A 26,128-nucleotide genomic window follows, 5' to 3' on the forward strand; every position below is an offset into this window, starting at 1 on the left:
ATTACCCCTTTAGGATAGGTGTGAGTTTAAGGCTTTGAGCATAGCGACAGGCAGATGCCAGCAGTTCTGGATCCTCCAGAGGTTCGACTGGCGCCGTATATTTAAGTCCCAGTTGTGGATACTTGGCGGCGCCCAGCAGGTGATAGGGCAACAGGTGGACCTCCTGGCTCAGTTGATGGGTCGCGATGAAATCGAGCAGGGAGTTGAGCTCTCTCAGGCTGGCATTAAATCCCGGGATCACCGGGATGCGAATCGTTAGCGATGCTCCCGCTTGTTTGAGGCGGATCAGGTTCTCCTTGATGACTGACAGGGATCCCTGGCACCAATCCCTGAACTTGGCATCATCTGTGTGTTTCAAGTCAGCCAAAAAACCATCGGTTAACTTGAGGACCGGCTCGATATAGTGCCAGGGCACAGACAGGCAAGATTCGATCAGGGTGTGGATCTTCTGATTTTTCAGTGCCGTGAGTAATTTACAGATGAACTGGGTTTGAAGAAGTGGCTCTCCGCCCGAGAGGGTGATCCCACCACCACTGCTCTCATAATAGCAGCGGTCTTTGAGCGCGATGGACAGCAACTCATCGATGCGTCTGGACTGGCCAATCACATTGAGGGCCTGAGAGGGGCAGATATCACGCAGGGGTTCGAGTTGATTCCCCCTGATCTTCTGGCGCTCAATGATGAGACGATCCTCGGTTTTACGGATGGCTGAGGTGGCATCGCAGCAGCGCCGACACCCCTGAATGCAGAGCCTTTCATCAAACATGAGCTGTGGCTTAGGCGAGCGGCTTTCCGGATTTTGGCACCAGGGACAGCTCAAAGGGCAGCCCTTAAAAAAGATCAGGGTACGGATCCCGGGTCCATCATGGGTTGAGAAACGTTGCGTGTTAAAAATCATCATCGGCCTCCTTTTCGATAAAAAGTATTTCACTTACGAATGAAAGTTACATTGATCCAGATCAATCTGGAGGGCCGGCTTTATTTTTAGGATAGGGTCAGTCTTTTGCATCGAAGGAGCTTCCCATGGAGTTTTATCTTGATAGTGCCGATCTCAACGTCATTGAACATTTCAACCGACTTATCCCGCTGGCCGGAGTGACCACCAATCCAACCATAGTTGCCAAACAGGAGCTTCGTCTTAATCAGCTGCTGCCAAGGCTTAGGGAGCTCCTGGGTCCTGAGGCAATCATTCATGCTCAACTGGTTTCTCAGGAGGAGTCTTCGATGATCAAGGAGGGGATGGCTCTGGCTCAATGCGATCCGAATCTGGTGATCAAGGTGCCGGTCACCGAGACCGGGCTTCGGGTGATCCGGGCGTTGAAGTCTCGGCAGCAACGGGTTCTAGGGACGGCTGTGTATAGTGCATCTCAGGGACTGATGGCCGCACTAGCTGGTGCGGACTATGTGGCGCCCTATGTGAATCGGATTGATACCCTGCCAGGTGATGGGGTTGCCACAGTTGCCAGCCTGCAGGATGTCCTTGAGGCGCAACAGCTTCCCTGTAAAATTCTGGCGGCCAGCTTTAAGAGCTCGGCCCAGGCGATGAAGGTGATCGAGGCTGGGGTTGCAGCGATCACCCTTCCGGCGGATGTTGCCTATCAGATGTTGAATCACCCGGCGGTCCCGGGCGCTCTGGAGCAGTTTGCTGAGGATTGGCAACACAGGTTTGGCCAGAGTCTTTCCTATACATAATCCCTGGATTGGGAGCGATGCTCAGGGGAGGGCCCTGAGCATCAGAGTCAACTAAGTTGAAATGGCACACCCGTCGGAGAATCCTCTGCCATCAGAGGTAATTTGGCAGCTGGCCCTCTGGGTATTAAAGTGGATGGCCTGCAGTTGCCAGACCCGCATCATGCCATGGCTGAGTTGGTGCTGGTAGACACAATAGAGTTTGCCGGCCTCACTTCCCTTACACGCCCTGGCATTTTTTAAGCACTGCACTTTTTCTGGCGGAACCGAGATTGCTGAGCTTCCCAGCCGGTACATCCAGTTGTTGGGGCCTGTTGCATCATAGGGGCTTGCGCCCTCCTTCTTGAGCATAGCGGCGTAGGCTGCAGGGGCCTCAGGGCAGAAAAACCCTTCATCAGAGGGGGATGGGGTGGGGGAAGGAGTGGGAGTGGGAGTGGAACCAATAGTATATTTCAGGGCATTAGATACGGCGTAGCCTGTGAGCGGAGCTCCTGGCGTCTGAGAATTTTGTGCCACCACCCGGTAGCAGTAACTGCCCTGGGTCACCCCCTGATCGATAAAGGGAACATAGCCGTAGAGATCGCCTGCGTCCGGAGCGGATGCTGTAAAGTAGCGAACCATTTGACCTGCGTGGGGGGGAAGCTGTGTGACCCGGTTGGCTGGATCATTCCAACTTGATGCAGTGATAGTGCTACAGCTTTGGCTGGCATCATTCATTTTAACCCGCTCTATCCGGTAACTCTGAGCATCGACACTCCCATAAAACCCAAGCTCAGCGCCCTGTGGGGTCTCCAGTATATCCACCAGGGTTGGGGAGTCCTCTGGATCCTGTCTCAGGATGGGATAGTTGCTGTGAAGAGTATCCTCCGTACATTGGATTGCGCCGGGATCTGTACTGTTGATTTTAATATTTGAGCACTGTACCAGTCTCATCAGGCTCATTTCGTTATTGTTGATGTGAGTCCCGCTGTTATCCGGGTTGTCCTGGGAGAAGTCTTTGCTGCCGGGCCAGTGATAGGAGGAGTTAAACTTATAGTTGTTGTAGTCCGTATGGTGGAGAAAGCCTCCCACCACAAAGGGCCGTTGATCCAGAGTGATAGCTAACATCTGTTGGGTTCTCAGGCTCCAGAACAGGATCCCGGCCACAGCAGAATGGTCGGGCGCTTCATGGAGAAACCCCGGAAAATGATCATAGTTATCACCACGCAGCAGGGGGTGTGCCGCCTTATCCAGGGGGTAGGGACCAACCTCGCCAATGATCAACGGGCGATTGAACTCGTTGCCAGTGAGCATCTGGTTCGCTGCATTATAGGCTCGGATGATCTGCTGCTTGGCTGTGTAGTTTCCATCTCCACCATCGGTCACATAAAAGTGAAGCGACAGGATATCGATGGCGGGTTCATAGCGCTTGTAATCTGCGGCATGCTTGACAACAGGGTGCATGGCGCCATCCATCACCAGTTGTTTTGCACCCAGGCTTTTAATATAGCTTGCAATTTGGTTATTCCACTGCAGGTAATCTTTCAGGTGGGGATACATTGCAGGTAAGCTTTCTGCATTGTTGAATAATTCATTCCCTGTCTCCCAGGCTAAAATTGCCGGGTCTTGGCCATAGCGTTCGATGAGAGGTTTAATGATAAATTTTTTATAATCGGAAATAATAGTTGGATTGGTATAAAAGTTATTTCGATGTGCATAATCACAGGATATTTTGCTGTGACCACTTATCCGAGAATCCAGCTCACAAAACTGTTTGATCCCCCCCAATCATTGAGCGCATTAATAATCGGAATGATCAGGTGGACCTTGTGCTGATTCGCTGCTTGTAAAACCTTATCCAGGCCATTTTTAAGAAAGCTATTATTTGGCACGATCTGGTTATTTTTAAGATAAAATGCATCACAGGGGTGGCCGGAATCACCCGCTGAGCCATCTCCCTGGCAGCTTTTTGCAAAACCGGAAAGAGTATCCTGAGTACCTCCCTCAATGGGGAAAACAAACAGGCGAATCGCGGTGTTTTGGCCATGGGCAAGGTGTGAAGCTGTCAGGATCCCGGAGTGGATCTCCTGCTCGCTCGGGAGGCGAAATTGAGCGGATGTATACTGTATCTTGCTGCTTCCCGGGCTCCCTGAGTCATAGTGACTAACAAGGTTGGCGTAGTCCTGAACCACACTGAGATTTGGGATATTGAAGGAGACAAAACGAAAAATCTTCCCGTTAAGCTCAAGGTGTTTACCGTTACGAGTGACCCAAAAGTTGCTATTTGCATCGTTTTTTACCTGAGCCTCAACTTGTTGAGCAGATGCATAGGTGAGGCTTAACCAACCGGTGAATACCGAAAAGCAGAGTAATAGAATAAACCTGGTCATAATAAGTTCCCTTAATCATGATTGAGTAATAATATAATTAAAATGAATTTATAATCTTGAAACCATCAGCCTAAGAGTAAAAGTCATAATATACATGAACATCTCTCATGGTTTTAACGAATACCATGCCAAGTCAGATTATCCAATCATCCAAAAAAAATCTAATAGTTATTATGGCTAAGCGTCAAAACTTAGCGCATGGCTATATAAATAAATCAGGGGTAAAATATAATATTTATTTTTTACACCATTAATTAAATGTTTCTAGTAAAGTTATAAGTTTTCTTGAATATTAAGGATTGGATTGACTAAATAACCGCCATAAATATTAAGGTTTCAAGTGGATCTTATTCTGCCTCTGTGTTGCGGATGTTCGCTGAACCAGGGCGCAGCTTGTATGAGTCAAGGAACTTGAGATATCACCTCTTTTGGAAAGAGGTATGAGGAGAGGGAAAGCTCGCCCGGGTGAATTGCTTCTGGCAGTGGAAGATGAGCACTTGGGGCCAAGACTTGCGTCTGGGCCAATGCCGGAGCAAAATGAGCCCCGTCTACGAAATGAGGTGACAATGGCTCAACAAATTGATGACCTGAAGGTACTGCTTCGGCAGAAAAAACTCTTTATTCTTAAGCCCCCCATGCTCAAATATTTTGCCACCCTGGGCGTGCTTGCTGGTTGTGCCCTGGCGGGGGTTGTCTGGTCACTGTGGCAAATTCAGCAGGGGACAGTCAGAGTTGGCTGGATTGGCCTCTTTTTCTCCGCAGTGGTCTTGCTACTGGTTGCTTATCCACGAAACTGGCGTGTGGATCGGCTGATCTCCCTTATCATCGATGATCATTGGATATATCTGGTGAACGGTCCTAAAAATCAGGCGCTCGGGATCCGGCGAGATCAGCTGGTGGCTTTTAATAAACAGCGGATGCCGGGACACGATGGTGCGATTTTGGGCTTCTCTTTGGATCTTCACCTTGGTGCAGAAGAACTTTTCCAGTTGCAGCAGCAGCTGGGTGCCCGACAAGAGTCCTGGTTTGAAGTGGGAGATCAGATCTACCGGATCGGTTTTACCTGTAACTGGCATGGCAGAAAAAAATTGATCCGTGAGATTGGCCGGCTGCTGGAGGGGGGAGATGATAAGCTCGATGAATTGAAGCTGGCCCTTTCAAATTGATATCGATTGATATTTTGTGGTGAGGGCTGAGGTTTTTCCGATAAAGGGAATGCTGATTTGGAAGCCAGGCTGGATTAAATGAGGTAGGGTTGCAGCCCATTTTGTTGGGCCGAACTGAGAAGTTATCCTCCTATGGCCGAGTCAACTTTTATTATGTGAGTGTTTCCATGAAGCGTATGCTGGTTATTCTGTTAACTTTTCTCTCCCTGAGCTTGCTTTGCCAGAATGCCATGGCCGAAGCTGCTGCGCCGTCCGCTGGTTTTTTCATTGATGGTGGAGTGGGTGGCATCTATATGCCATCACAAAATACCGATTTCCTTGGATATAACCTTCGTGAAGAGTCTAAAAGCGCCGCCATGGCAAGCCTGATGTTTGGTTACACCTTTCCTCGTGAGAGGTTTGAGAGTGTGCACTATGGGATCGGCCTCAAGACTTACGGGGTCTACGATGGCCATGATGGAGCGGGCTTCCCGATGCCGGAGATTGAGATCAGTAAGTATCTGACCGACAGAGTCAGGGTGATCGCCAATGTCGGGACTATTTTCTGGGTGTCTGATCTGGGAATGAAGCTTGGATATGACTTTACCCCAAGGCTGATGGGCTATCTGGGCTACAATTATCTGCCAGTTTTGAATCTCTTTGGGGGGATAGCTTAAACTCTCACGCAGCCAGCCTCGGGGTCCGCTACACCTTCTGAAGATAGCCCCGGTTTTACGGGGTTAACCATCCACCCCTGCAGGGGCACACCATGACGTCGATTCTCCAGAAAATCGGCGTTTTTTTATCGCACCTTGTTAATCGGGCCAAACACCCGGATTGGATGTTATAACCCGGGACGACTCGCTGCGACAGTCATCTGTGATTTGCTGTGGTAAGCTTAGCCACTTTCAATGAACAGGGCTGTGAATTCGGGTGAAACTAGGAGCTTGTGGGTTATGGCTGGCGATTGTCGGATTGATGGGGACCCTGCAGGGATGTAGCTCAACGGTCACAGCGCCACATGGAGTCAAGGCCTCAAGGCCACAGGCTCAGCCCGGCCCTGCAAGCTCCCTGAGTCATGCCCAGCAGCTCAGGCTCAACAAGTTGCAAGGCAGCTACCGGCATTGGCAGGGAACGCCCTATCGTTACGGGGGAGATTCTCACAGAGGCATAGATTGCTCCGCATTTGTGCAGCAGGTGTATCGCAGAGCCTTTCATGTCAGTTTGCCCAGAACAACTTTGGGTCAGGTGAAGCGCGGTGTTGAAATTAACCGCTGGCAGCTGCAGGTGGGGGATCTGGTTTTTTTCAGAATTAGCCGCGGGGTACGCCATGTTGGGATCTACATGGGGCAGGGGCGATTTATCAGCTCAGCCAGCTCCAGGGGGTGAGCGAGTCCAGTCTCGACAACTATTACTGGAGTCGTCACTACTGGCAGGCGCGGCGGGTCCTTCGCTCGCTCAGTTAGACAGAACTGTCCGTTACAAACATAAGCTCTCGACCACAGTGAGGCCGGTAAACTTCGGGCTCGGTGACTGCGGTTGTCACCAAAGGTGCATGGTGGCGGCAAGTTTTGGATTTTCACCAAAACGATTTGCGCTGTGTTCTCCCTCGGAGCAGAAAAAGACCAGCAAGATCAGTGGACCTATCAAGGGGATCAGCAGCAGTAGCATCCACCACCCACTGCGATTGGTATCATGAAGTCGCCTCACACCTACCGAAAGATTGGGAATGATCAGTACAAGCAGGTAGAGAGTTGCAATCCAACCGACCTCGTTGAGGCCGGTAAACAGGATCAGCAGCAGGCTGATAATGAAGTTCACCAGAGTAAACATCCAGTACTCTTTACGTTGAGCTCTTCCTGAAAACACGGCGTATTTTTTTAATACGGCCAAATACCAGTGCATCTCACTCTCCTCATGACAGATTTAAGATCCATGGTGACAAGCTCTATTCAATCTACTCCTGTGACACAAAGGCTGCAAGCCTGATAAGCCTCAATACATGGCAGTGGCCTATGAATCGGCGTCATTCTGGGAAGTAGAATTCAGCTCCCGAATCTTATACTCGAAGTCCTCGGTTACTATCTTGAGCGCCGCCAAAGCAAGTTGAGGCTCAATCTCATTGACCTCCAAAAGCTCAATGAGATCAACGGCAAGTTGAATTTCAGGGGGGCATCTTTGAGAGACATGATTGAGTACCTATCGGACAAAAGAGTAGTTTAACACAGATCTCGGCCCACACTTTATGCCATCATACCATGTCTTGTTCCCTGGGTTTTTTTACAGTGACTGAGCCACAGGAGTATGCCATGATAAAGGTAACTGATTCACATTCTCATGTACTTCTCATGTCATCACAGACTCTTCGTCACTCAATCGATCAACTTTCAGTGAGTAGCCGCTTTGTTGAGGAGCTGAGTGCTGATCCATTAACCAGTAATGAGCCACGACAGGTTTATTCAAGCCACTTCAGCCTGGTTGAGCCCAGGCAGTTTCGTCAACCTGAAATGGTCAGTTACTTCCCTGAAGTCGCTCAACTCATAGGTTTGTCGGAGAAGGCGTGCCAGAGCGATGAGTTTGTGCGGCTTTTTTCAGGGCAATCCCTTCTTCCGGGAATGAGGCCCCATGCCCACTGCTATGGTGGTCATCAATTTGGTAGCTGGGCGGGCCAGCTGGGAGATGGTAGAGCGATCAACCTGGGAGAAGTCAGGGGAGCGCAAGGTGTTCCCTGGCAGTTACAGTTAAAAGGGGCCGGGCCAACGCCTTATTCCAGGAGTGCCGATGGCTATGCTGTGCTTCGCTCCTCCCTGCGCGAGTATTTATGCAGCGAGGCGATGCATAACCTGGGAGTACCAACGACCCGGGCCCTGAGTTTAATACTGACCGGGGAGCAGGTGGTTAGAGACATCTTGTATGACGGGCATCCCAGACCCGAGCCTGGCGCGGTTGTATGCAGGGTCGCGCCCTCTTTTTTGCGTCTCGGGCACTTTGAGATTTTTACCGCCCGCGATGATACTCTGTCGCTCCGCCAGCTTGCCGATTACAGCATTCGTCACCACTTCCCGGATCTGGGCACACCAGGCCCGGAGGCTTATAGCGCCCTGTTTGAAACAGTTTGTCGAAGAACGGCCGAGCTGATGGTTGAATGGCAGCGAGTCGGGTTTGTCCATGGCGTGATGAATACAGATAATCTTTCGCTACTCGGGATGACCATAGATTATGGTCCTTATGGCTGGATGGAGGCTTATGATCCGGACTGGACTCCCAATACGACGGATGCAGGCAGCAGACGCTATGCTTACGGCAATCAGCCCGGAGTTGCCTTATGGAATTTGGTTCGATTTGCCGAGTCACTCCTTCCCCTGGTTGGCGAAGCGGCGCCCCTGGAGCAGGCGTTGCAGGATTATCAGCGCTCTTATATTCAAAAAGAGCAGCAGATGAAAGGTCGTAAGCTGGGACTGGAGTCCGTGGATCCTCAAAGCGATGCGCAACTCATCGGGCAGCTGGAGGAGTTGATGCAAGATTGTCGGGCCGACATGACGTTATTTTTTCGCTCCTTATCCGGGATCCGGGCGTGCTCCCGGCCTCAGGAGCAAGATAGGCTTGAGGCATTTAATCTTGTGGCGAACTCTCTCTACGATAGTGAGCAATTAAAACCGGCAACCCGGGAAGCTTTAACGGATTGGCTTGGTCGATATCAGCAGCGCCTGAGTCAACAAGCGAGATCGGATCAGGCGAGGGCCGGGAAAATGAACCGGGTCAACCCCGTTTATGTCTTAAGGAATGCATTGGTCCAGTTAGCGATAGAGGATGCCGAGCGGGGGGAATATCAAAAAATTTATGAGCTGCAGAGAATGCTTAAATCTCCCTATGAGGAGCGATCCGAATTCGCCCATCTGGCACAAAAAAGTCCCGAGTGGGCGAAGGAGAAAATAGGTTGCTCGATGCTTTCCTGCAGCTCATGAGTGACTTTGTCCTTGGTTGATAAGTATCAGATGAGTTACTTTTGTCCGTTTGAGCTCATTTGCTCTTATCCCCTTTCAATTAGCTTTACGAGCTCATCAATAAACTCATCAATATTACTATTTTTATTTGATACGAGCTTCATGATACTGACCGAAAGAGCCTTATGTTCTCCTGCAATAGGCATACAACTGAATTTCTTGTCTAGTGCTTCACTCTGTGCATAGATCATGATCCCTTTACCAGCTTCGACAAAGCGGGTGATGTTATCGTAGTTAGAGACTGCAATGATATTAAAGTCTTTTTCCGGAAACTCTTTTATATGGCTCTTAAATAATGAATTAAATAAACCACCATTTTCATAAGCAGTATAAATATTGATAGTTTGTTGGTTGAGGATTGACTTATCGGCGTAGTAGACTTTTATTTCCCTGGATTTTATATGTCGACAATCAACTTTTTTAGGGGGATTGAAATCGTCTGGAGTATGAGTGATGATACAGTCGATTTCATTAGTCTCAAGCTTAAATATTAGCTCCCTTATATCTTGGTCAATAATCTGGACTCTATATTTTTCAAAAACATCAAACTCGTCCTTCAAATATAGCTTAATCACAGATAAGGTAATGCCAAGTTTTATTCTATCCTCTTTTGATGTGAGTTGTTCAAAATATTCCTTAATATTTTGCTGCTGGATTAGGCAATGTTTCTCCAGGGCTTCTCCATCTTCTGTCAGGGCAACACCATAATCAGTTCTGTAATAGAGCTTAAGACCGAGTCGACTCTCAAGAGCAGCTAGATGATTACTAATGTTTGAAGGAACTGTATTTATTTTTTCTGCGGCGACAGTAATACTTTTGTATTGAGAGACCATGAGAAAAGCCATCAGCTGTTTGGATAGCATGGTTTTGAGAAGAGATTGAAAGCTAATCATAAAAAATACCACTTTAATTTATACAACTAGTAAGTTTAGCACATTGCGCTTAACTTGAAAAAACTGATATGAAAATATTTATTTTTTGAGCGTTATGATGTCCTAACTAGTGAATTTTCATTGGATGAGGAATCAGCGGTAGGAAGATTTCGACGTTCCAATAGATATTGAGAATAAATAACCATAAACGAACTACAAGTGTCTAGTGGTTACATTAAAAATAAATCCTGTTCAAGAAAAATGAAAACTGTTGTTTTTGATTGAAACTATCCAACTCAAATGATTGAATGAGAATCATTCTCAGCTCCACTCTCGGAGCACTCTGCTGTTTGGATATTATAGGTTATTTCAAATGAGTCCTTTTATTCGAGTCGCTGTTGCGGCTAGCCTGTGTAGTATTTCTATTGCTGCTTTTTCATCTTCAGATTTGCCCCTTTACCCCCAGGTCGGCAATGGTGTAAAGCCTGGGATGAAGGGAAGTTACTCCTACTCTGATCCTGAGCTCTGCTCTAATGGTCTGGTTCACGGATGCCATTTTTCCGGAAACCTCATCTATCTTTCAAACTATAGTCAGCATTCGGGTTCAAGCCGCTGGACACATGATCAGCAGATCCCGAACGTAAAGCTATTCACCCGCCTGGATCTTGTCAAAGGCGTTCAACTGCACGCCCTGGTTAAATATAACAGGGTTCCGTCACCCGTCATGCACCAGCTCGATCTTGCCGAAGCCTATCTGGAGAAAGACTTTACGGATCACCGAACGAATATCATCCTGGGGAAGAGATGGTTACCATTTGGGGACTATAGTTCAGAGCTTTACCTGAGTTCACTCCCAAAGAAGCTCGGGCATACCGATCAAACAGGACTATCGATGCGCTTCAACCAGGGGGGCTGGTCCCAGGAGATCTATAGCTTCCGTCAGGACACCAGATACATTAATGCCGGTTCACCCCTGGGCTATGGTGCAAATCTTGAGTTTAAAAATTCGCAGATCCGAACAGGAATTGGCTATATCAATGCATTAAATGAAGCGAGCCTGATGCAATACAATTTAGGCACCTCCGGATTTTATCATCACCCAATCTCCTCAGATGTACCGGCGATGGCTGCCTATGCCAATTTTAAGCTTGGGCAGTATTACCTTAATAGCAGTGCGGTGAGTGCAATAGAATCATTTGATTCTCAAGATCTCAGCTTCAATGGAAGAGGAGCGAAACCCGGGGCACTCTCGATTGAGGGCGGCTATCACTTTTCCCTGTTTGGCAATCATGCCGCATTGATTGCTCGTAGTGAGATGACACAGCAGATGCTCTCTTTGAGAGTGCCAAAAGATATCTATACCCTCGGGCTTAACTATCAATTAAACCACAGGGTTTTACTACAGCTTGCAGTCTCAAGAAGCTACCTGTATGGGGTGGGAGATACAGCAAGTCAGCCTGCAATATCCAGGAGCATTATGGGAACCGGGGGCTATGCAGATAATGCACTACTGGCGGTGACCATCAAGTTGTAAGTCGCTGCCTCAGTGGTTAAAAATCTTTAGAACAAGTGTTTTAGTTTATCAATGTGAATAAACAGGCCCCCATGGGTTTTGTGGATAAATAATTTTTAAAAAATCCTGGATTAGCTTTGGACCTTATTCACCGATTTTGTAATTGTAAGTTCCCCGTGTATGCACGGGGGAATCAGCTCAATAGATGTCAGGTGTTTTATGTTTACACTAAAAGATCAATTTAAATTAAGCTTAAGTACCCTAATTGAGTGGTATGATGCAATGCTGTATATTGCTCTGATACCTTACTTAATGCATCACCTGCTTCCTAATTCGGATGCGTCCCAAAAAAAATTGATCATTATTTTTCTTGGTTTTGCTGCGGGGAACCTGGTTCGCCCGGTCGGAGCGCTTCTATTTGGTTTATGGGGTGATAAATGGAGTAAGAAAAGCAGCTACAATGCTTCCATTATGCTGATGTGCCTGATGACCGCACTCATAGGCATTATTCCTGACTATCAAACTATCGGAGTTTATGCCCCTATACTATTGATTGGAATTCGCCTCATACAGGGGCTGTGTTGTGGCGCTCAGTTCAGCACACTGCTATCAATAAACGATCAGTATCGAATATCTGAAAACCGAGGGGTAGGTTTTATTAATGGCTTGTGTGAGTCCATTTCATTACTGGGGCACACGTTTGCATTGTTGGCGGCCTATCTGGTTTCCACTCTTTCTGTCACGCCGGGATTTAGTGGCCAGGGTTGGCGAATACCTTTTATTTTCTCCATTTTCCTTGCGATCTGGCACTGGCAATGGGGGCGAAAGATTGAACTTCCGGAGGATGCCTGTGATAACTACTCCCTGCTCAACTCGTTTTCAATACTGCTCAAAAATCAGAGCGGACTATTATTAAGGAACATCATCCTATCTGTTTGTATGGCGAGTATATTTAGTGTGGTGGTTTTTTATAGTGTTCCATATATGACATTTAGCTTACATATAAGCTATGGAAATGCCACCCTGATTGGAGGGGTTATATTATGGATAAATATTATTACCACACCCTTATTTGGCTATCTTTCCGATCGATACAGTCGAAATAAACAGCTTCTGCTAAGCTCTGCCATCATCATTGTATTATCTATCATGGCGATGATGTTTAGTGATAACACGAATGGTTTGATAAGTATATTTATGCTCCTTGCATTCGTGACGGCTATGATACGAGGGGCAACGCTTCCACTTTTTGCAAAGGAATTTCATAAAAAGTGCAAATGTATTGGAACGAACTTTAGTTATACGATTGGAATAACAATCGCTTCTTTTATCCCATCGCTATTAGCATGCTTCAGTCATAAATCAATTCTGGCTCTGGCTGTGATCATGGTAGGGGTTGCTTGTCTACTGCTAGTGACTAGCTGTTTCATCTATGAGGGTAATTCGCATGAGTGCATTTACAATGAGTCAGTTTAACTCAAAAATCAGATACATCATCTATTGCTATGCTTGTTTTGCCTGGATGTGCGCAACAGTGACAATGCCATTGATCGTCCCTCTGAGTCATCAGTTCGCGATCCCGTCACATGTGCTTCATTTTACCATATCTGTTATGTTATTTTTCTTTGCCGTATCCCAGTTTGTGGGGGGAGCACTGTCAGATAGCTTTGGCAGAAAAAAAGTGCTGCTGGTATTCTTACTTCTTAACCTGATTGGGTTAGTGGCCTCATCCATTGCAACCAGGGCAGATATTTTTATCCTGGGGCAGGCGCTGACAGGCCTGGGGGGAGGGGTTCTGGCTGTTCTAACCCGGGCAATAGCTGTTGATTCATTCGATGAGCAGTCTCTGGGTAAGATATTTACGACGAATGCGATGTTGATTTTCATTGCTCCTATTATCTCCTCCCAGCTCGGAATGCATTTCTATACGGTTTCCAGAGTAACGGATGTATATTTTGTTTTTTCCGTTATATCGCTTGTTCTGTTTATTATCAGTGTAATGTTTCTTCCTGAAACACTAAATGACGGTGAAAAGAAGCGCTTCAACCTGAATTCAGTGGTAAGAAATTATTTCAATATTTTAAACAATAAAAAATTCCTTTGTTATTGGGTATCTTTTAGTATCGCAACTGGCCTGGTAATAGGTGGGGTTTTTACCATATTATCCAGGGTGTATATTGGGACGTTTGGGATAAGCCCAGATAAATATTCAATCGTAGTCTTCGGCTGTTCGATCTTTATACTTATTGGTATTTTTTTGACCAGGAGAATCATCTCCCCTGAAGTAAGAGCTAGAATTAAGATATTAAAGTCACTTCTTTGTTTTGGTTTTTTATCCATACTGGTGTTCTTAGTTTCCTTAATCATGGACCAGGTTAATATCTATACCACCTCAGTTACTTTAATATTACTGGCCATATTTTGCGGAATGCTATGTCCTTTTGCTAATTATTTTGCCATGAACTCACTGAATGAAAGTAAGGGCAGTGGGTCTGCCTTGATCTCTATATCAGGCAGCTTAGCTTCAGCGATTGTTTCATTGATTGTTGGCGTTAGCTTATTCTCACCTATTGATTTATTAATGATTGCTTCTTTTTTTGGGGTATCGACTATTCTCTTTCTCAGAACGAGAAGATGCATTGTAGAGCAATAAATTATCTCCCTGAGAGTATAAATTATTGAATATCCGTATGACTTGCAAAATCATCTTGATTAGGTGGTTTTGCTTTTTTATTTGTATGAATCATAAAAATAACTGCAAGATATGGAGCTAAGTCGTGAAGAGAATTGCTGTTTTATTATTTATGTTTACATCCCATGCCATGGCCGCGGCATTTGTTAATGTTCCCGTCTTAAATATCTATGCAAAGCGTTCCCGGGTCAGCATGCTGGGCTCCCAGGCTATCTACGGAGAGCGCCTCAGGGTGATACGTTTTGATCACGCCTGGACCCTGGTTCAAACCAAAGACCACTACCGGGGCTGGATCTATGGCAAGGTCCTGGCGTGGAAAAAAAACGACGGGGGAAAGGCGGCCAGAGTGATGACTGTCCACAGGATGAATAACCTGTATCGCTCCCCCGATACGGCGGCAAGCTCGCCTCTGCAGGTGCTTCCGTTTGGGGTAAGCATGCCGGTGATCTACCACTCTCACAGGCATCAGGGACGCTGGTTAGAGGTCAGGCTGGTCACGGGTGAGAAAGGGTGGATCCAGCAGGGGGATATAAGGGCCGATAACAAGCCCCTCACACTGGCAGCTATGTTGAATCTGAGCTGGCAATTTCTCGGGGTACCCTACACCTGGGGAGGTAAATCAAGTTTTGGCTACGACTGCTCTGGATTTATTCAGCAGCTGTTTGGCCTGATGGATATCCAGTTGCCTCGCCACTCCTCGGCTCAGGCTCACTGGAAAGGCTTTATTTCGGTGAGGCGTAACCGCCTAAAAGCGGGAGATCTGTTGTTTTTCGGAGTTGGTCAAAAAATTTCCCATGTGGGTCTTTATCTCGGTCGCATCAATAATCACCGGATGTTTATTGATGCGACCGTATCGGATAACTACGGACGAAATGCTCCCCTGGTGCAACTCAGTGATCTGGATTCACCTTTTTGGAGTCGGTTATTTATTGAGGCAAGACGTCTGAAGCAAGGAAGATAAATGGTTTATTCAAGTGGTAACCCGGGGTTACCACTTGTGATGTTAGTGATCTTTGAGGATATTGGCCAGCTGCTGTGGCATATCAATCATCACATCATGGCCGCAGGGTAAGCTATGGCAGCTCCAGTTGGGATCTTTCTGAAACTGCTGATAACGATGGGTGTGCGGGTTGTTTGAGTAACCTTCGGCATAGACAAAGGTTCTTTTTCCAATGGTCTGCCAGGCGCCTGTGAGATGGAGCTTCTCGGTGAAAGTAGCGATCGGCTGAGGAACCAGCAGGCTGTTAACCCATTCTCGTTTTCTCGGGTCAATATCGAAATAGGCTGAATCGGGGGATGGGATCTTAAATCCTCCACCTTTGACTTTGGCGTTTTTCAAGAACGACTCTTTTTTTGCCTCTTTCATAAAATCCATCAGGCACATATTAGAAATTTGTTCACCTCCCTCTTCGGGAACCATGGCATCCACATAGATCAGGGCTTTAATCTTATCGGGAAGCAGATCGGCGATGGCGGTGATGACAAGCCCGCTATAGCTGTGACCGACCAGGATCACATCCTCAAGCTCTTCAAAGCGAAAGAGTCCGAGGATATCCTGGATATGGGTGCTGAGGTTGATGTCAGCATTGAGCTCATAAGCTCGATCTCCAAGCCCGGACAGGGTTGGGGTATAGACAATATTTCCTTCATCTCTGAGAGTTTTTGCAGTTTCTTTCCAGCTCCAGGCTCCGTGCCATGCGGCATGAACCAATACATAAGTAGACATAGTTACAGCTCCTGTTTTTAATCCTGTGATGAGTTTTCTGAGTCGGTCCAGCTAGCCTATTCATAGGTAGTGAACTCACTTAAGCTCTGAGTTCAGGCTAGCAGCCCATTGGGAACATGTAAATGGGAATGATTATCATTTAAAGAGAATGGTCCATTCATCATGTGTGGAGTTAGGGTGGCAGAGAAGAAGACTCATAAGAAGATATATCTTGATATTTGATTAGATAAATATAAGGGTTTTAGTAGCTTACAGAACCGCTGAATCTGAGTTAGATTCATATGGTATTAATTATCATAACCTTTTGAAAAATATGTATTATTTAATTTTTTTTACTTTCTTATTCCGATTGCTTCACAGGGAGCGGATTCTGAATACACTTAATGGTGTATGGGCATCTTTTCTGAGTTGGGTGAGTCGCAAAGTCTGCACTATATAAACTCAGTTTAATTTCTCTTGATATGGAGCGGCAGCTGGCTCTCATGGGCCAGCCTGTTTCGTTATCAACTGGAGAGGATGCGCTAGTGATGATCCTGCATGAGTCCAATAATAATAGATGCAATAGATAGGAGCAGTCGTGATGCGAACTGTTGTTTTGATAACTCTGTTGGGGGGCGTTTTGACCATGTTATCGGCCTGCTCGTCAGCGCCGCCCGACACCCATGAGCAGCTGGGGCAATTTACAGTTGCTTCCTCTTTTGATATCCGCAACCTTGAATATGATAAAACCGACAGTAGCTCCCACCATGTGAGTGGTAAGAGTTGCTACAAGGTCGATCCTGAGACATTAGCCCATGTTGAGGGACCTCAGGATAACCTGCTGCAAAGAGCGATGGATCGCGCCATTCGCAATGGGCAAAACCTGGGAATTGATGGTGATCTTCTGGTGAATGTGAGGATTGAGAAACAAACCCGATATAAGGAGAGTGGATTAATTTTCACCAGTAGAGAGCGCTTTGAGTGCATAGTCGTCAGTGGCGATCTGGTCAAAGTGAAGACGGATCACCCCTAAGCTTTGTGAGGTGACTTTATAACAGCCACCGCAAAGGGGTTTGCAGTGGCTGTTACTCATGTTAACTGTAGGATTTTTCATGGATCCCGCAGGCTGCACGGCCTGAGGGGTCGGGATTGTTTTTAAAGGACTCATCCCACTTCAGTGCCGTCTCGGTCGAGCAGGCGACAGAATCTGCATAGGGCACGCAAGCCGCAGCCGTTGCATGGGGGAAGTGCTGAGTAAAGATCTCACGGTAAAGGTAAGCCTCTTTACTCTTCGGCGGGTGGAAAGGAAAACGGGTACCCGCCATCTGTAACATCTTGTCACTGACTATCTCTTCGGCATGCTCTTTGAGCGCATTGATCCAGCCATAGCCGACACCATCAGAGAACTGCTCTTTTTGGCGCCACAGTACAGACTCCGGCAGATATTGTGAGAAGGCCTCACGCAGTAACTGTTTCTCAATGCGCCCGTTGCCACACATCTTGTCTTGTGGGTTCAAAGACATGGCGGTGTCAATGAACTGCTTATCGAGGAAGGGGACCCGGGCTTCAACTCCCCAGGAGGCCATCGACTTATTGGCTCTCAGGCAGTCATAGAGATGGAGCTGAGAGAGCTTTCGAACTGTCTCTTCATGGAACTCTTTAGCATCCGGTGCCTTGTGGAAATAGAGGTAGCCCCCAAATATCTCATCGGCACCCTCACCTGAGAGCACCATTTTAACTCCCATCGCCCGGATCTTACGGGCCATCAGGTACATGGGGGTGGAGGCTCGGATCGTGGTGACATCAAAGGTTTCGAGATGGTAAATCACATCACTCAGGGCATCGAGACCCTCCTGAATGCTAAAGTGAAGCTCATGGTGGACGGTCCCGATATGATCGGCCACCTGGCGGGCAGCCTTGAGATCCGGAGCACCCTCCAAACCAATGGCAAAGGAGTGAAGACGAGGCCACCAGGCCGCGACTTTTTCATCTTCTTCGATGCGCCGCTCCGAGTATTTCTTGGCGATTGCCGCAATGATGGAGGAGTCCAGTCCTCCCGAGAGTAGTACCCCGTAGGGGACATCGCTCATCAACTGGGAGCGCACCGCCTGCTCCAGACTTTCGCGCAGCAGGTGGGGGACACAGCCAGGCGCTTTCTCGACCCGATCATAGGACTGCCAGTCCGGGTGGTAATAGCGAACCGGGTGCTCATGGGCCGGAGTCAGGTAGTGGCCGGGAGGAAACTCACTAATGGTTTCACAGATGGGGGTCAGGGCCTTCATCTCGGAGGCGATACACAGGTGACCGTATTCATCATAGCCGGTATAGAGGGGGATGATCCCCATGTGATCGCGGGCGATCAGGTAACTCTGATTGACCGCATCATAAAGGACAAAAGCGAAGATCCCACTGAGCCGCTCCACACACTGCTCCCCCTGCTCGCGATACAGAGCCAGGATCACTTCACAATCGGACTGGGTCTGGAACGGATAGTTTTTGGTGAGTTGCGACTCCAGGTGGCGATGATTATAGATCTCTCCATTCACCGCGAGCACCTGATCGTGATCCGGACTGTAGAGGGGTTGGGCACCATTTTCGACATCGACGATCGCCAGCCGTTCATGGGCCAGAATCGCTTCGTCACTGCAGTAGATCCCGGACCAGTCCGGCCCGCGGTGGCGCAGTCGCTTGGACATATCGAGCGCCCGCTTTCGCAGCTTATCGGCATCGATACTCAGATCGAGAATCGCAAAGATTGAACACATATTACCTCTCCCTGGAAGTGACCTTAGAAATTGTTAACATCCAATATTTAAGCAAAAATCGGTGGCGAGGCTTAATCAGGTTCTGTCGGTGAAGGGGGCTGGCAATCCCCCCTGAGGGTGACAGGAGACTTCAGCTTGCCGATTTAGTTGTTGAAAAATCAATAGTTACAGGATATCGATTAACGCCACGCTTTCAAAGACATGATTGGGACGAAACGGCATCAACTCAATATCCTGCTCCTTACTGACCCCGGATAACACCAGCACTGTCTCCAACCCGGCCTGAAACCCTGACAGGATATCGGTTCTGAGATTATCGCCTATGATGATGGCATCATCTGAGTGGGCCCCCATGTGATTGAGGGCTGCCCTGAGCATCCAGGCACTGGGCTTACCGATATAAAAAGGTTTTTTGCCGGTCATCCGCTCGATGGGGGCACACAGTGCGCCGCAGGCCGGATGCATTTGGGGCCCAGCGACATCTGGGTTGGTTGCGATAAAGCGAGCACCCTGTGAAATAAACAGAGCTCCCTGCTGGATCATGTTCCAGTTGTAATTACGGGTTTCCCCAACCACCACAAAATCCGGGTCGATCTCGGTCAGGGTAAACCCGGCATTATAAAGCTCATGGGGCAGGGCGCCGCCGCCAATGACATAGGCTTTTTTACCATCCTGGCGTTTGAGAAAGTCAGCGGTGGCCATCGCCGAAGTGTAGAAGCAACTTTCCGGTACTTCAATTCCGGCCGACTCGAAGCGCGCCTGCAGATCTTTTGGGGTTTGCACCGGGTAATTGGTGAGAAATAGCAGGTTGGCTCCCTGCTCAAGCAGGCGGTGAACGAAGCGCTCGGCACCTTCAATCAGTTTATTGTTGTGCAATATAACACCATCAATATCGCAGATGATGTTTTTTGGCATGCTCATCGGCATTACTCCTTTTGCCAAACCGTCTCTATGCCTGTGTATCATCTCCGGCAATTCCCGGCGATGCAAGAGTCATTTGTCTATCTTAAGCGCTCGAATGACCACCTCGGGTGATTCAGGCTGGGTTTATTTTGTCTGAGATATTGTGGCTTGAGGCTCCGTTGACCTATAGAGCCTGACAATGAGCCTGTTATCGGTTTCTATTTCGGTTTTGTATTCATCACTCAAGGCATTATTCAGTAAGGAGGGATTCTATGAATCGCTATAAACTTGCATTCACCACAATTGCGGCACTCTCATTGGTAAGTGCGTTCGCCTGGGCTGGCACGGATCAGATCAAGCTTTATGAAAAACCATCGGCATCTTCTCATGTGATTGAGTCGCTGCATCCTGATGCGCCACTGGTTTCCATTTTTCAGAAGGCAGACTGGGTCAAGGTAGGTGATCCGAGCAATGGCAACACCGGCTGGATTAAACTCGATAGCCAGCCTCAGAAAAATGATCAGTCAACGAAAACCATCAAGACCAAAAATGGCACCAGGACCTTTACCAAGGGGGTCGTACAGACACCCCAGGGGCCGATGCACTATGAAATTGTTCAATACCAGGGCAAGCCGGTCTCAGGTCAATCACAAGCTAAGCTGTTTAAAACATTGCAGGCAGAGCAGCTGAAGATGAATGACATCTTTGCCAACTCCTGGACCGATATGGACAAGATGCAGACCAACATGGTCAAGTATATGGCTCAGCAGCAAAAGCAGATGAACCAACTGGTTAAGGAGTTCAATCAGCCCGCGAAAGCCTCATCATAAGCTGCAGCATTGGTCTAAGCGGTGATCTGAGTGTCATGATCGCCGCTTGTTGATACTTATCTTCTGCTCTTGCTCCATTGCCTGGTGCTAACGTGCGCAGAAGCTGGCCTGAAGGAGGTTGGTCAGCACAAAATTTGAGCACTGGTTGTGAACCAGAGGGGAATGGGAGTTCCTGTATCTGATCCATCTCCGAAGTGATAGGGGGAGGTTGTTATGTTTCTCTTGCTTTCATCACTGTCGCTTTACACCAGGCCGAAGCTTCTTCGTGGGACTTGAAAAAGCCATACTCAACGTCAGACGAATGTTGATTCTCGGACATCAAATTTCCCAGCATCACTTTATCGATCACTGTTGCCTCGCAAACTAATCCATGATGGGATAAATGCACTCTTGCCTCTTCAAATATGGCCCAGGATTCAGGGGTACAAAGCTCCCAGTTTCGACTATCAACAATGATGCCCCAAGGCTTGCCTGCGAACAGTGATGCCTCTCGTTTCACGGTCTCAGCTAACATCATGGCCGTTACCTCATTCCATGCGCCATAACCAGTAAAAGAGATGAAGTATTCAGATCTCTCGTAATCAAAACTTCCATGTGGTTTTTTACCCTCTGTCCCCATAGTCAGGTCCACCGCCGATAGAGTATGCCGACGGTATAAGGTTAGCCAGAAATAGAAGAAGATCCCAGTGGCTACAGGACTTATGCTTTACCCAGACTTGAACTGCCAAAAGTTCGATTGAGTATCTGGGGGAGAACTGGGTTTTGTCGTCTTTCCCACTGAGCTCAAGTGTCGGTGCCATGCCCGGGGGTAACCTTTGCGCCCATCGCAGATATCAGGATCATCTTCGGTTTACTTCTCATACTTGTTAGTCATACTTAAAATATTCTCATTCGCATTAAATTAAATCATTGTGGATAAGCAACACGGTTCATCGAGCCTTAGGGTCTGTGAGGGGATCTTAGTTCAGGTAGCGCAGGGGGCCTGGAACCTGCCTATGGCCGAGGAGTACGCAGCAGAGGCAAAGCAATTAATCATTGAAGAACTGCCGCCACAATGGGTTCTGCTTGTTGATCTCAGGCAGTGGGACTATTGCCCTCCCGAAGTCTGGGAATATTTCAATGGTGTGTATGAGTGGTATGCCGATCACGGCATGATCGCCGAAGGGATCGTCAGCACCCGGAAAATGATTAACCACTTTGTCACTCAGTTGGATAAATACCGGCCTATCCCTTGTGGCCAGTTTTTTTCAGAAGATTACGAAGAGGTGCGTCAATGGTGTCGCGATCAGCTTAACAGCTACAAGAGGTCGAGCAATGGCTAATCAGGGTAAAACTCAGGTACTACTTACGTTTGTGGCTTCCCCCGACAAGGTAGATCGGCTTAACACGCTGTTAAAGCTACACGGCGAATGGATCAAAAAGACGCACCACAGGGAAGGCCCTAAGGCTCTGCTGTCCTATGAGCTTTCCAGCGGCCCGGAGCTATCTAACCCTCTCGACGCGGCATCTGAGCCCACTGGGAATACGCGCTATGTGCTCAATGAAATTTACGAAACCCCGGAGGGGATTGAGGATCATTGGAAACAGGCGATGGAGAGCTTCCCCGAGGTGATGGATCTTGTTGGCTTGGTGTCTACCTGTTCCCCGCAAACTCTCCATGCCGGAGAGATCAAGCACTCGCTGTGGTAATGGCAGTCAAAGGGGAGGTTCATTTCTTCCCCTTGCCCGAGCCAGTTGTAGAAGCGGACCAACAAGGGGCGGTAATAGGAAGATATCACTTTGTGATAGCTGAGCATCTTGTATAGGGCCTCGGTTATTATCGCTCAACCTCTGATCAGAGCCATATGCTATTGCTAACCTCTTCGATGGCCATGAAGATCTGGTTTATCATACGGATGAACAACCGATGAGGGTCTATCTATGCTTTCTGCTGTTTTATGTGATGACGGTAAGCACCGTTGCAAATGGTCACTTTCTGCCCCTGAGTTTGTGGATTATCACGATCAGGAGTGGGGATTCCCTGAGGATGACGATTACCGACTCTACGAGAAAGTTTGTCTCGAGAGTTTTCAGTCTGGGCTTAGCTGGCGAACGATCTTAAACAAGCGTGAGAATTTCCGGTCTGCTTTCCATAATTTCGACTTTAACAAGATCGCCCGATTTGATGAGTCCGACATCGAGCGGCTGATGTTGGATGAGGGAATCGTGCGTAACCGCAAGAAGATCGAGGCGGTGATTAACAACGCAAAGCGCGCTCAGGAGATGGTGAAGGAAGAGGGGTCTCTCGCTGCATTCTTTTGGCAGTTTGAGCCTACAGACCCGAACCGGGCCATAGCCTCGACCTCTCCCGAATCGATCGCAATGGCAAAGGCCCTTAAAAAGAGAGGATGGAAGTTTGTTGGCCCAACCACGGCTTATGCCTTCATGCAAGCCATGGGCATTGTCAACGACCACAACCAGGACTGTGTGTACTGGGAAAAGGTCGAAGCTGCCAGAAAGGCGTTCAAACGTCCCTAGAATTTGTGGCTTCCCATGGACTTCTGAGATTGGCAGATCAAGTTGGGGGGACCGAAAAAGAGTGCTGCCACATACCACATATAGATAGGTTGAAGTGGTGCGGGCCCAAGCTCGCGGCTTTTCAGCCTAACCCTTTACTTATGCTTCGTCCGGTTTGGTCGATACTTAAGATAGAAGTAGAGAGGTGATGCTATGCCAAACCAAGATATGCTCATTCCGATAATGCCCCGGCCGCCAGCCAAGCCTGGTAGCGGTGAGATCAAAAGAGAAGTCAATAAGATCAATAAAAAGCAGAAGATCAAAGAGGGCGAAGCCAGTGCCGGAACTCAGAAGCACCGTCCGGAGCAGCAGAGCGTCGAGACGCCCAAAGAGGATAAACAGGATAAGGGGGGCATTGACACTTACGCCTGAGTCTTTTCAATTGTGAGCGCTCAGGTATAATCTTGGCTTTTCATGGTTGGGGCCGGCTTTGGTCAGTTCACTCTTTGCTTCTGACGGGCCTTTGGCTCGTAACATCTCAAAATTTTCACCTCGTAAGCAGCAGACCCAGATGGCTGAAGCGGTTGCCAAGGCGATCGAGCAGCAGCAATGCCTGTTGGTTGAAGCTGGCACCGGGACAGGGAAAACCTTTGGTTACCTGGTGCCCCTGCTTAAATCCGGCAAAAAAGTGGTGATCAGTACCGGCTCCAAGGCTCTGCAGGAGCAGCTTTTTTTAAGGGATCTTCCGGCGATCACCAAAGCCCTTGAGATCTCGGAGCCAACGGCCCTGCTTAAGGGGCGCTCCAATTATCTCTGCCTTGAGCGTCTTGGACGCTTTGCGATGCAGGGGGAGTTTCAGACCCGTGAGCAGGCTGCCGAGATCACCCGGGTGAAACGTTGGTCTCAACACAGCAAAGATGGGGATGTGAGCGGGATCCCCGAGCTTCGGGAAAACTCCGATATCCTGCCATTTATCACCAGCACCAATGATAACTGCCTGGGGCGAGAGTGCAGCCATTACGAGAGTTGTTATCTGGTTAAAGCCAGACGCAAGGCAATGGAGGCACAGCTGGTGGTGATCAACCACCACCTGTTTTTTGCCGATATATCGGTTAAAGATACGGGCTTTGGTGAGTTGCTCCCGGATGCGGGTGTTTATCTGTTTGATGAGGCGCATCAGCTCCCGGAGATTGCCACCCAGTATTTTGGCAAAGCCCTTTCCAGTCGTCAGGTATTTGAGCTGTGTAAAGAGATCACCATCGCTTATCGCACCGAGGCCCAGGATAGCAAGCAACTTGGAAAGGCTGCCACCCACCTTGAGAACGCAACTCGTGATATGCGACTGGCCTTTGGGCGGGATAACAACCGGGGTGAATGGTTTGAGCTGCTCGCCAGCGGCAGCCTCCAGGGCCCCATCACGCGCTGGCACGATGCCTTTAACCTTTGTTATGAGCTTCTCAAGCTTCAGCTCGGACGAGGTGAGGTGCTGGATCGCTGCTTCGAGCGGGTAGTCGAGTTTCGCACTCTACTCGATCAGCTCGATGGTCAGCGCCAACCCGGCTACTGCTGCTGGTACGAGAGCCATGGCCAGAACTTTTCGCTGAATATCACGCCACTTTCGATCGCCGAGCGCTTTTCCCAGGAGATCGAAAAAGAGAATGTCAGCTGGATCTTCACCTCGGCGACCCTCACGGTGGATGAGCGTTTTGATCTCTTTACCCGGGAGATGGGGATAGAAACTTACCAGCAGCTGATCCTGGGAAGTCCCTTCGATTATCAGAATCAGTCGTTGATGCTGCTACCCCGCTACCTGCCGCCGGCTAATCAATATGGGCGGGGCAAACTACTGGTCAAGCAGATGTTGCCCCTGTTTGAGACTGTGCGTGGCGGGATCTTCTTTTTGTGTACCAGCCATCAGCTGATGCAGGAGGTGGCCGGGGTGTTGCGTGATACCTGTTCACGCAATGTTTTGCTACAGGGTGAGGAGAGTAAACAGCGGCTGCTCAAACAGTTTACCGAGGACGGGAAGGCGATTTTGGTGGCAACCGCCTCTTTTTGGGAGGGAGTTGACGTTCAGGGGGAGGCCCTGAGCTGTGTGGTGATCGACAAGCTGCCCTTTAGCTCCCCGGATGACCCCCTGATGAAAGCCCGGGTTGATGATTGTCGAATGGCAGGGGGCGATCCTTTTGCCGAGCTGCAACTACCCAAGGCGGTGATCGCTCTAAAGCAGGGAGCCGGGCGGCTGATCCGTGATGGCAGTGACACCGGAGTGCTGGTACTCTGTGATCCCCGGCTGGTGAGCCGTAATTACGGACAGCTATTTCTTAAGAGCCTTCCTCCCATGCCAAGGACTCGGGAGCGGAGTAAGGCACAAGATTTTTTTCATTCACTAGATAAAGCAACAAGAGAGTTTGAGCATGAGTAAAATTCTGGCAATCGATACAGCAACCGAGGCATGTTCCGCCGCCCTAATGGTGGGAGAGCAGGTTTTAACGCGCTGTGAGGTCGCACCCCGGGTTCATGCTCAGCGGATCCTACCCCTGGTGCAGTCTTTGCTGGATGAGGCGGGCCTATCTCTGGGGGAGCTCGATGCTCTGACCTTTGGGCGTGGACCGGGTAGTTTTACCGGGGTGCGCATCGGTATCGGAGTAGCCCAGGGCCTGGCATTTGGCGCCGAACTTCCGCTGCTCCCTGTCTCTAATCTAGCGGCTCTGGCCCAGGGGATGCACAGGATCTGTGGTGCCGACAGGGTGATGACTGCCATCGATGCCCGGATGAGTGAGATCTACTGGGGACGTTACGAACTTGATGCTCAGGGCTTAATGCGCTCGCTGGAGGAAGAGCTGGTGGTTCCGCCTCAGCTTATTCATGAGCGCCTCCCTGAGCAGGGCAAGGAGTGGCAGCTGGCTGGCACAGGTTGGGAGGCTTACCCAGAGCTGATGCAGACCCTGACCGGTCATTCACTTGAGGGCGAGTATTTGAGACTTCCTGAGGCGCAGGATCTATTGCCACTGGCTGTGGATGCGCTGGCCCGGGGAGAAACTGTGTCTGCCGCAGAAGCAACCCCGGTTTACCTGCGTGACAAGGTCACCTGGAAAAAGCTTCCGGGACGGGAGTAATTAAAGATTGAGTTGATGGAATTGTG

The 26,128-nt window shown here is 48.7% G+C and carries 27 protein-coding genes; 17 read left to right on the forward strand and 10 right to left on the reverse strand.

Annotated elements, in window-relative coordinates:
* Position 1: 1 nt before the first annotated feature.
* Positions 2 to 898, reverse strand: coding sequence for a glycyl-radical enzyme activating protein (locus tag DB847_RS10805; protein ID WP_108650687.1), 897 nt, complete (start codon positions 896 to 898; stop codon positions 2 to 4).
* A gap of 125 nt (positions 899 to 1,023) precedes the next feature.
* Between DB847_RS10805 and DB847_RS10810 the strand changes: the two genes are divergently transcribed.
* Positions 1,024 to 1,692 carry a transaldolase family protein gene (locus DB847_RS10810; protein ID WP_108650688.1) on the forward strand — a complete coding sequence of 223 codons (669 nt, stop codon included), beginning with the start codon at positions 1,024 to 1,026 and terminating at the stop codon, positions 1,690 to 1,692.
* Between the two features lie 51 nt (positions 1,693 to 1,743).
* On the opposite strand, the gene DB847_RS10815 is transcribed toward DB847_RS10810, so the two are convergent.
* Together DB847_RS10815 and DB847_RS10820 are read right to left on the reverse strand one after the other, a co-directional pair.
* Positions 1,744 to 3,228 carry a hypothetical protein gene (locus tag DB847_RS10815; protein WP_325049160.1) on the reverse strand — a complete coding sequence of 495 codons (1,485 nt, stop codon included), beginning with the start codon at positions 3,226 to 3,228 and terminating at the stop codon, positions 1,744 to 1,746.
* A 185-nt stretch (positions 3,229 to 3,413) separates the two neighbouring features.
* Complete coding sequence (locus DB847_RS10820; protein ID WP_108650690.1) at positions 3,414 to 4,058, reverse strand: hypothetical protein; 645 nt, start codon at positions 4,056 to 4,058, stop codon at positions 3,414 to 3,416.
* A gap of 566 nt (positions 4,059 to 4,624) precedes the next feature.
* On the opposite strand from DB847_RS10820, the gene DB847_RS10825 reads away from it, so the two are divergent.
* The 3 genes from DB847_RS10825 to DB847_RS10835 all read left to right on the forward strand — a co-directional run bounded on the left by DB847_RS10825 (position 4,625) and on the right by DB847_RS10835 (position 6,592).
* Positions 4,625 to 5,224, forward strand: a complete 600-nt coding sequence (locus DB847_RS10825) for a hypothetical protein (RefSeq protein WP_108650691.1) — start codon at positions 4,625 to 4,627, stop codon at positions 5,222 to 5,224.
* Between the two features lie 167 nt (positions 5,225 to 5,391).
* A complete protein-coding gene (locus DB847_RS10830) occupies positions 5,392 to 5,880 on the forward strand; it encodes a hypothetical protein (RefSeq protein ID WP_159084533.1) in 489 nt (162 codons plus the stop codon).
* A 256-nt stretch (positions 5,881 to 6,136) separates the two neighbouring features.
* Positions 6,137 to 6,592 carry a C40 family peptidase gene (locus tag DB847_RS10835; RefSeq protein ID WP_199911803.1) on the forward strand — a complete coding sequence of 152 codons (456 nt, stop codon included), beginning with the start codon at positions 6,137 to 6,139 and terminating at the stop codon, positions 6,590 to 6,592.
* Positions 6,593 to 6,745: 153 nt separating this feature from the next.
* Here the strand turns inward: DB847_RS10835 and DB847_RS10840 are convergent, their stop codons facing one another.
* Both DB847_RS10840 and DB847_RS10845 read right to left on the reverse strand, forming a co-directional pair.
* A complete protein-coding gene (locus tag DB847_RS10840; protein WP_108650693.1) occupies positions 6,746 to 7,108 on the reverse strand; it encodes a DUF805 domain-containing protein in 363 nt (120 codons plus the stop codon).
* A 108-nt stretch (positions 7,109 to 7,216) separates the two neighbouring features.
* On the reverse strand, positions 7,217 to 7,366 hold the full coding sequence (locus DB847_RS10845; RefSeq protein WP_108650694.1) for a DUF2496 domain-containing protein: 150 nt from the start codon (positions 7,364 to 7,366) through the stop codon (positions 7,217 to 7,219).
* A gap of 185 nt (positions 7,367 to 7,551) precedes the next feature.
* On the opposite strand from DB847_RS10845, the gene DB847_RS10850 reads away from it, so the two are divergent.
* Complete coding sequence (locus DB847_RS10850) at positions 7,552 to 9,168, forward strand: protein adenylyltransferase SelO (protein WP_108652956.1); 1,617 nt, start codon at positions 7,552 to 7,554, stop codon at positions 9,166 to 9,168.
* A 65-nt stretch (positions 9,169 to 9,233) separates the two neighbouring features.
* Here DB847_RS10850 and DB847_RS10855 read toward each other — a convergent pair whose 3' ends face one another.
* Positions 9,234 to 10,100 (reverse strand): LysR family transcriptional regulator, encoded by an 867-nt coding sequence (locus tag DB847_RS10855; RefSeq protein ID WP_108650695.1) that lies wholly within the window; start codon positions 10,098 to 10,100, stop codon positions 9,234 to 9,236.
* Between the two features lie 352 nt (positions 10,101 to 10,452).
* Between DB847_RS10855 and DB847_RS10860 the strand changes: the two genes are divergently transcribed.
* The 4 genes from DB847_RS10860 (at position 10,453) to DB847_RS10875 (ending at position 15,245) form a co-directional block, all read left to right on the forward strand.
* Positions 10,453 to 11,613 carry an LbtU family siderophore porin gene (locus tag DB847_RS10860; RefSeq protein ID WP_159084534.1) on the forward strand — a complete coding sequence of 387 codons (1,161 nt, stop codon included), beginning with the start codon at positions 10,453 to 10,455 and terminating at the stop codon, positions 11,611 to 11,613.
* A 198-nt stretch (positions 11,614 to 11,811) separates the two neighbouring features.
* Positions 11,812 to 13,068 carry an MFS transporter gene (locus DB847_RS10865; RefSeq protein WP_159084535.1) on the forward strand — a complete coding sequence of 419 codons (1,257 nt, stop codon included), beginning with the start codon at positions 11,812 to 11,814 and terminating at the stop codon, positions 13,066 to 13,068.
* On the forward strand, positions 13,040 to 14,245 hold the full coding sequence (locus tag DB847_RS10870) for an MFS transporter (protein WP_159084536.1): 1,206 nt from the start codon (positions 13,040 to 13,042) through the stop codon (positions 14,243 to 14,245). Before DB847_RS10865 ends, DB847_RS10870 begins: the two co-directional genes overlap by 29 nt.
* A 124-nt stretch (positions 14,246 to 14,369) precedes the next feature.
* Positions 14,370 to 15,245 (forward strand): NlpC/P60 family protein, encoded by an 876-nt coding sequence (locus DB847_RS10875; RefSeq protein WP_159084537.1) that lies wholly within the window; start codon positions 14,370 to 14,372, stop codon positions 15,243 to 15,245.
* Positions 15,246 to 15,287: 42 nt separating this feature from the next.
* On the opposite strand, the gene DB847_RS10880 is transcribed toward DB847_RS10875, so the two are convergent.
* Positions 15,288 to 16,010: an alpha/beta hydrolase gene (locus DB847_RS10880; protein ID WP_108650700.1), complete on the reverse strand. Its 723-nt coding sequence runs from the start codon at positions 16,008 to 16,010 to the stop codon at positions 15,288 to 15,290.
* Positions 16,011 to 16,590: 580 nt separating this feature from the next.
* Here DB847_RS10880 and DB847_RS10885 point away from each other — a divergent pair.
* The gene (locus DB847_RS10885) at positions 16,591 to 17,022 is read left to right on the forward strand and encodes a hypothetical protein (RefSeq protein WP_108650701.1); all 432 of its coding nucleotides are present in this window, start codon (positions 16,591 to 16,593) and stop codon (positions 17,020 to 17,022) included.
* A 61-nt stretch (positions 17,023 to 17,083) separates the two neighbouring features.
* Here DB847_RS10885 and asnB read toward each other — a convergent pair whose 3' ends face one another.
* Together asnB and DB847_RS10895 are read right to left on the reverse strand one after the other, a co-directional pair.
* Positions 17,084 to 18,754 (reverse strand): asparagine synthase B, encoded by a 1,671-nt coding sequence (gene asnB, locus DB847_RS10890; RefSeq protein WP_108650702.1) that lies wholly within the window; start codon positions 18,752 to 18,754, stop codon positions 17,084 to 17,086.
* A 165-nt stretch (positions 18,755 to 18,919) separates the two neighbouring features.
* The gene (locus DB847_RS10895; protein WP_108652957.1) at positions 18,920 to 19,669 is read right to left on the reverse strand and encodes an HAD-IIA family hydrolase; all 750 of its coding nucleotides are present in this window, start codon (positions 19,667 to 19,669) and stop codon (positions 18,920 to 18,922) included.
* A gap of 260 nt (positions 19,670 to 19,929) precedes the next feature.
* Between DB847_RS10895 and DB847_RS10900 the strand changes: the two genes are divergently transcribed.
* Positions 19,930 to 20,487 (forward strand): SH3 domain-containing protein, encoded by a 558-nt coding sequence (locus DB847_RS10900; protein WP_108650703.1) that lies wholly within the window; start codon positions 19,930 to 19,932, stop codon positions 20,485 to 20,487.
* Positions 20,488 to 20,698: 211 nt separating this feature from the next.
* Here the strand turns inward: DB847_RS10900 and DB847_RS10905 are convergent, their stop codons facing one another.
* Positions 20,699 to 21,106: a hypothetical protein gene (locus DB847_RS10905; protein ID WP_159084538.1), complete on the reverse strand. Its 408-nt coding sequence runs from the start codon at positions 21,104 to 21,106 to the stop codon at positions 20,699 to 20,701.
* A 292-nt stretch (positions 21,107 to 21,398) separates the two neighbouring features.
* On the opposite strand from DB847_RS10905, the gene DB847_RS10910 reads away from it, so the two are divergent.
* The 6 genes from DB847_RS10910 (at position 21,399) to tsaB (ending at position 26,102) form a co-directional block, all read left to right on the forward strand.
* Positions 21,399 to 21,809: a hypothetical protein gene (locus tag DB847_RS10910; protein WP_159084539.1), complete on the forward strand. Its 411-nt coding sequence runs from the start codon at positions 21,399 to 21,401 to the stop codon at positions 21,807 to 21,809.
* Entirely contained in the window at positions 21,802 to 22,176 is a 375-nt protein-coding gene (locus DB847_RS10915; RefSeq protein WP_108650706.1) for a hypothetical protein, read from the forward strand. The genes DB847_RS10910 and DB847_RS10915 overlap by 8 nt, the downstream gene beginning before the upstream one ends.
* Before the next feature lie 231 nt (positions 22,177 to 22,407).
* Positions 22,408 to 23,004 carry a DNA-3-methyladenine glycosylase I gene (locus DB847_RS10920; RefSeq protein WP_108650707.1) on the forward strand — a complete coding sequence of 199 codons (597 nt, stop codon included), beginning with the start codon at positions 22,408 to 22,410 and terminating at the stop codon, positions 23,002 to 23,004.
* A gap of 192 nt (positions 23,005 to 23,196) precedes the next feature.
* Entirely contained in the window at positions 23,197 to 23,415 is a 219-nt protein-coding gene (locus DB847_RS10925; RefSeq protein ID WP_108650708.1) for a hypothetical protein, read from the forward strand.
* A gap of 58 nt (positions 23,416 to 23,473) precedes the next feature.
* Positions 23,474 to 25,408, forward strand: coding sequence for an ATP-dependent DNA helicase (locus tag DB847_RS10930; protein ID WP_234418556.1), 1,935 nt, complete (start codon positions 23,474 to 23,476; stop codon positions 25,406 to 25,408).
* Entirely contained in the window at positions 25,395 to 26,102 is a 708-nt protein-coding gene (tsaB, locus tag DB847_RS10935; RefSeq protein ID WP_199911805.1) for a tRNA (adenosine(37)-N6)-threonylcarbamoyltransferase complex dimerization subunit type 1 TsaB, read from the forward strand. The genes DB847_RS10930 and tsaB overlap by 14 nt, the downstream gene beginning before the upstream one ends.
* Positions 26,103 to 26,128: the final 26 nt, after the last annotated feature.

This window comes from Dongshaea marina (genome assembly GCF_003072645.1).
GTDB lineage: Bacteria > Pseudomonadota > Gammaproteobacteria > Enterobacterales > Aeromonadaceae > Dongshaea > Dongshaea marina.

Coding starts and splice junctions, on each gene's coding strand:
- DB847_RS10815 (WP_325049160.1), bottom strand. CDS start 3,228: ATGTATCCCCACCTGAAAGATTACCTGCAGTGGAATAACCAAATTGCA.
- DB847_RS10880 (WP_108650700.1), bottom strand. CDS start 16,010: ATGTCTACTTATGTATTGGTTCATGCCGCATGGCACGGAGCCTGGAGC.
- DB847_RS10825 (WP_108650691.1), top strand. CDS start 4,625: ATGGCTCAACAAATTGATGACCTGAAGGTACTGCTTCGGCAGAAAAAA.
- DB847_RS10850 (WP_108652956.1), top strand. CDS start 7,552: ATGTCATCACAGACTCTTCGTCACTCAATCGATCAACTTTCAGTGAGT.
- DB847_RS10885 (WP_108650701.1), top strand. CDS start 16,591: ATGCGAACTGTTGTTTTGATAACTCTGTTGGGGGGCGTTTTGACCATG.
- asnB (WP_108650702.1), bottom strand. CDS start 18,754: ATGTGTTCAATCTTTGCGATTCTCGATCTGAGTATCGATGCCGATAAG.
- DB847_RS10895 (WP_108652957.1), bottom strand. CDS start 19,669: ATGCCAAAAAACATCATCTGCGATATTGATGGTGTTATATTGCACAAC.
- DB847_RS10865 (WP_159084535.1), top strand. CDS start 11,812: ATGTTTACACTAAAAGATCAATTTAAATTAAGCTTAAGTACCCTAATT.
- DB847_RS10805 (WP_108650687.1), bottom strand. CDS start 898: ATGATTTTTAACACGCAACGTTTCTCAACCCATGATGGACCCGGGATC.
- DB847_RS10810 (WP_108650688.1), top strand. CDS start 1,024: ATGGAGTTTTATCTTGATAGTGCCGATCTCAACGTCATTGAACATTTC.
- DB847_RS10900 (WP_108650703.1), top strand. CDS start 19,930: ATGAATCGCTATAAACTTGCATTCACCACAATTGCGGCACTCTCATTG.
- DB847_RS10870 (WP_159084536.1), top strand. CDS start 13,040: ATGAGTGCATTTACAATGAGTCAGTTTAACTCAAAAATCAGATACATC.
- DB847_RS10820 (WP_108650690.1), bottom strand. CDS start 4,058: ATGACCAGGTTTATTCTATTACTCTGCTTTTCGGTATTCACCGGTTGG.
- DB847_RS10855 (WP_108650695.1), bottom strand. CDS start 10,100: ATGATTAGCTTTCAATCTCTTCTCAAAACCATGCTATCCAAACAGCTG.
- DB847_RS10905 (WP_159084538.1), bottom strand. CDS start 21,106: ATGGGGACAGAGGGTAAAAAACCACATGGAAGTTTTGATTACGAGAGA.
- DB847_RS10925 (WP_108650708.1), top strand. CDS start 23,197: ATGCCAAACCAAGATATGCTCATTCCGATAATGCCCCGGCCGCCAGCC.
- DB847_RS10830 (WP_159084533.1), top strand. CDS start 5,392: ATGAAGCGTATGCTGGTTATTCTGTTAACTTTTCTCTCCCTGAGCTTG.
- DB847_RS10840 (WP_108650693.1), bottom strand. CDS start 7,108: ATGCACTGGTATTTGGCCGTATTAAAAAAATACGCCGTGTTTTCAGGA.
- DB847_RS10860 (WP_159084534.1), top strand. CDS start 10,453: ATGAGTCCTTTTATTCGAGTCGCTGTTGCGGCTAGCCTGTGTAGTATT.
- DB847_RS10920 (WP_108650707.1), top strand. CDS start 22,408: ATGCTTTCTGCTGTTTTATGTGATGACGGTAAGCACCGTTGCAAATGG.
- DB847_RS10915 (WP_108650706.1), top strand. CDS start 21,802: ATGGCTAATCAGGGTAAAACTCAGGTACTACTTACGTTTGTGGCTTCC.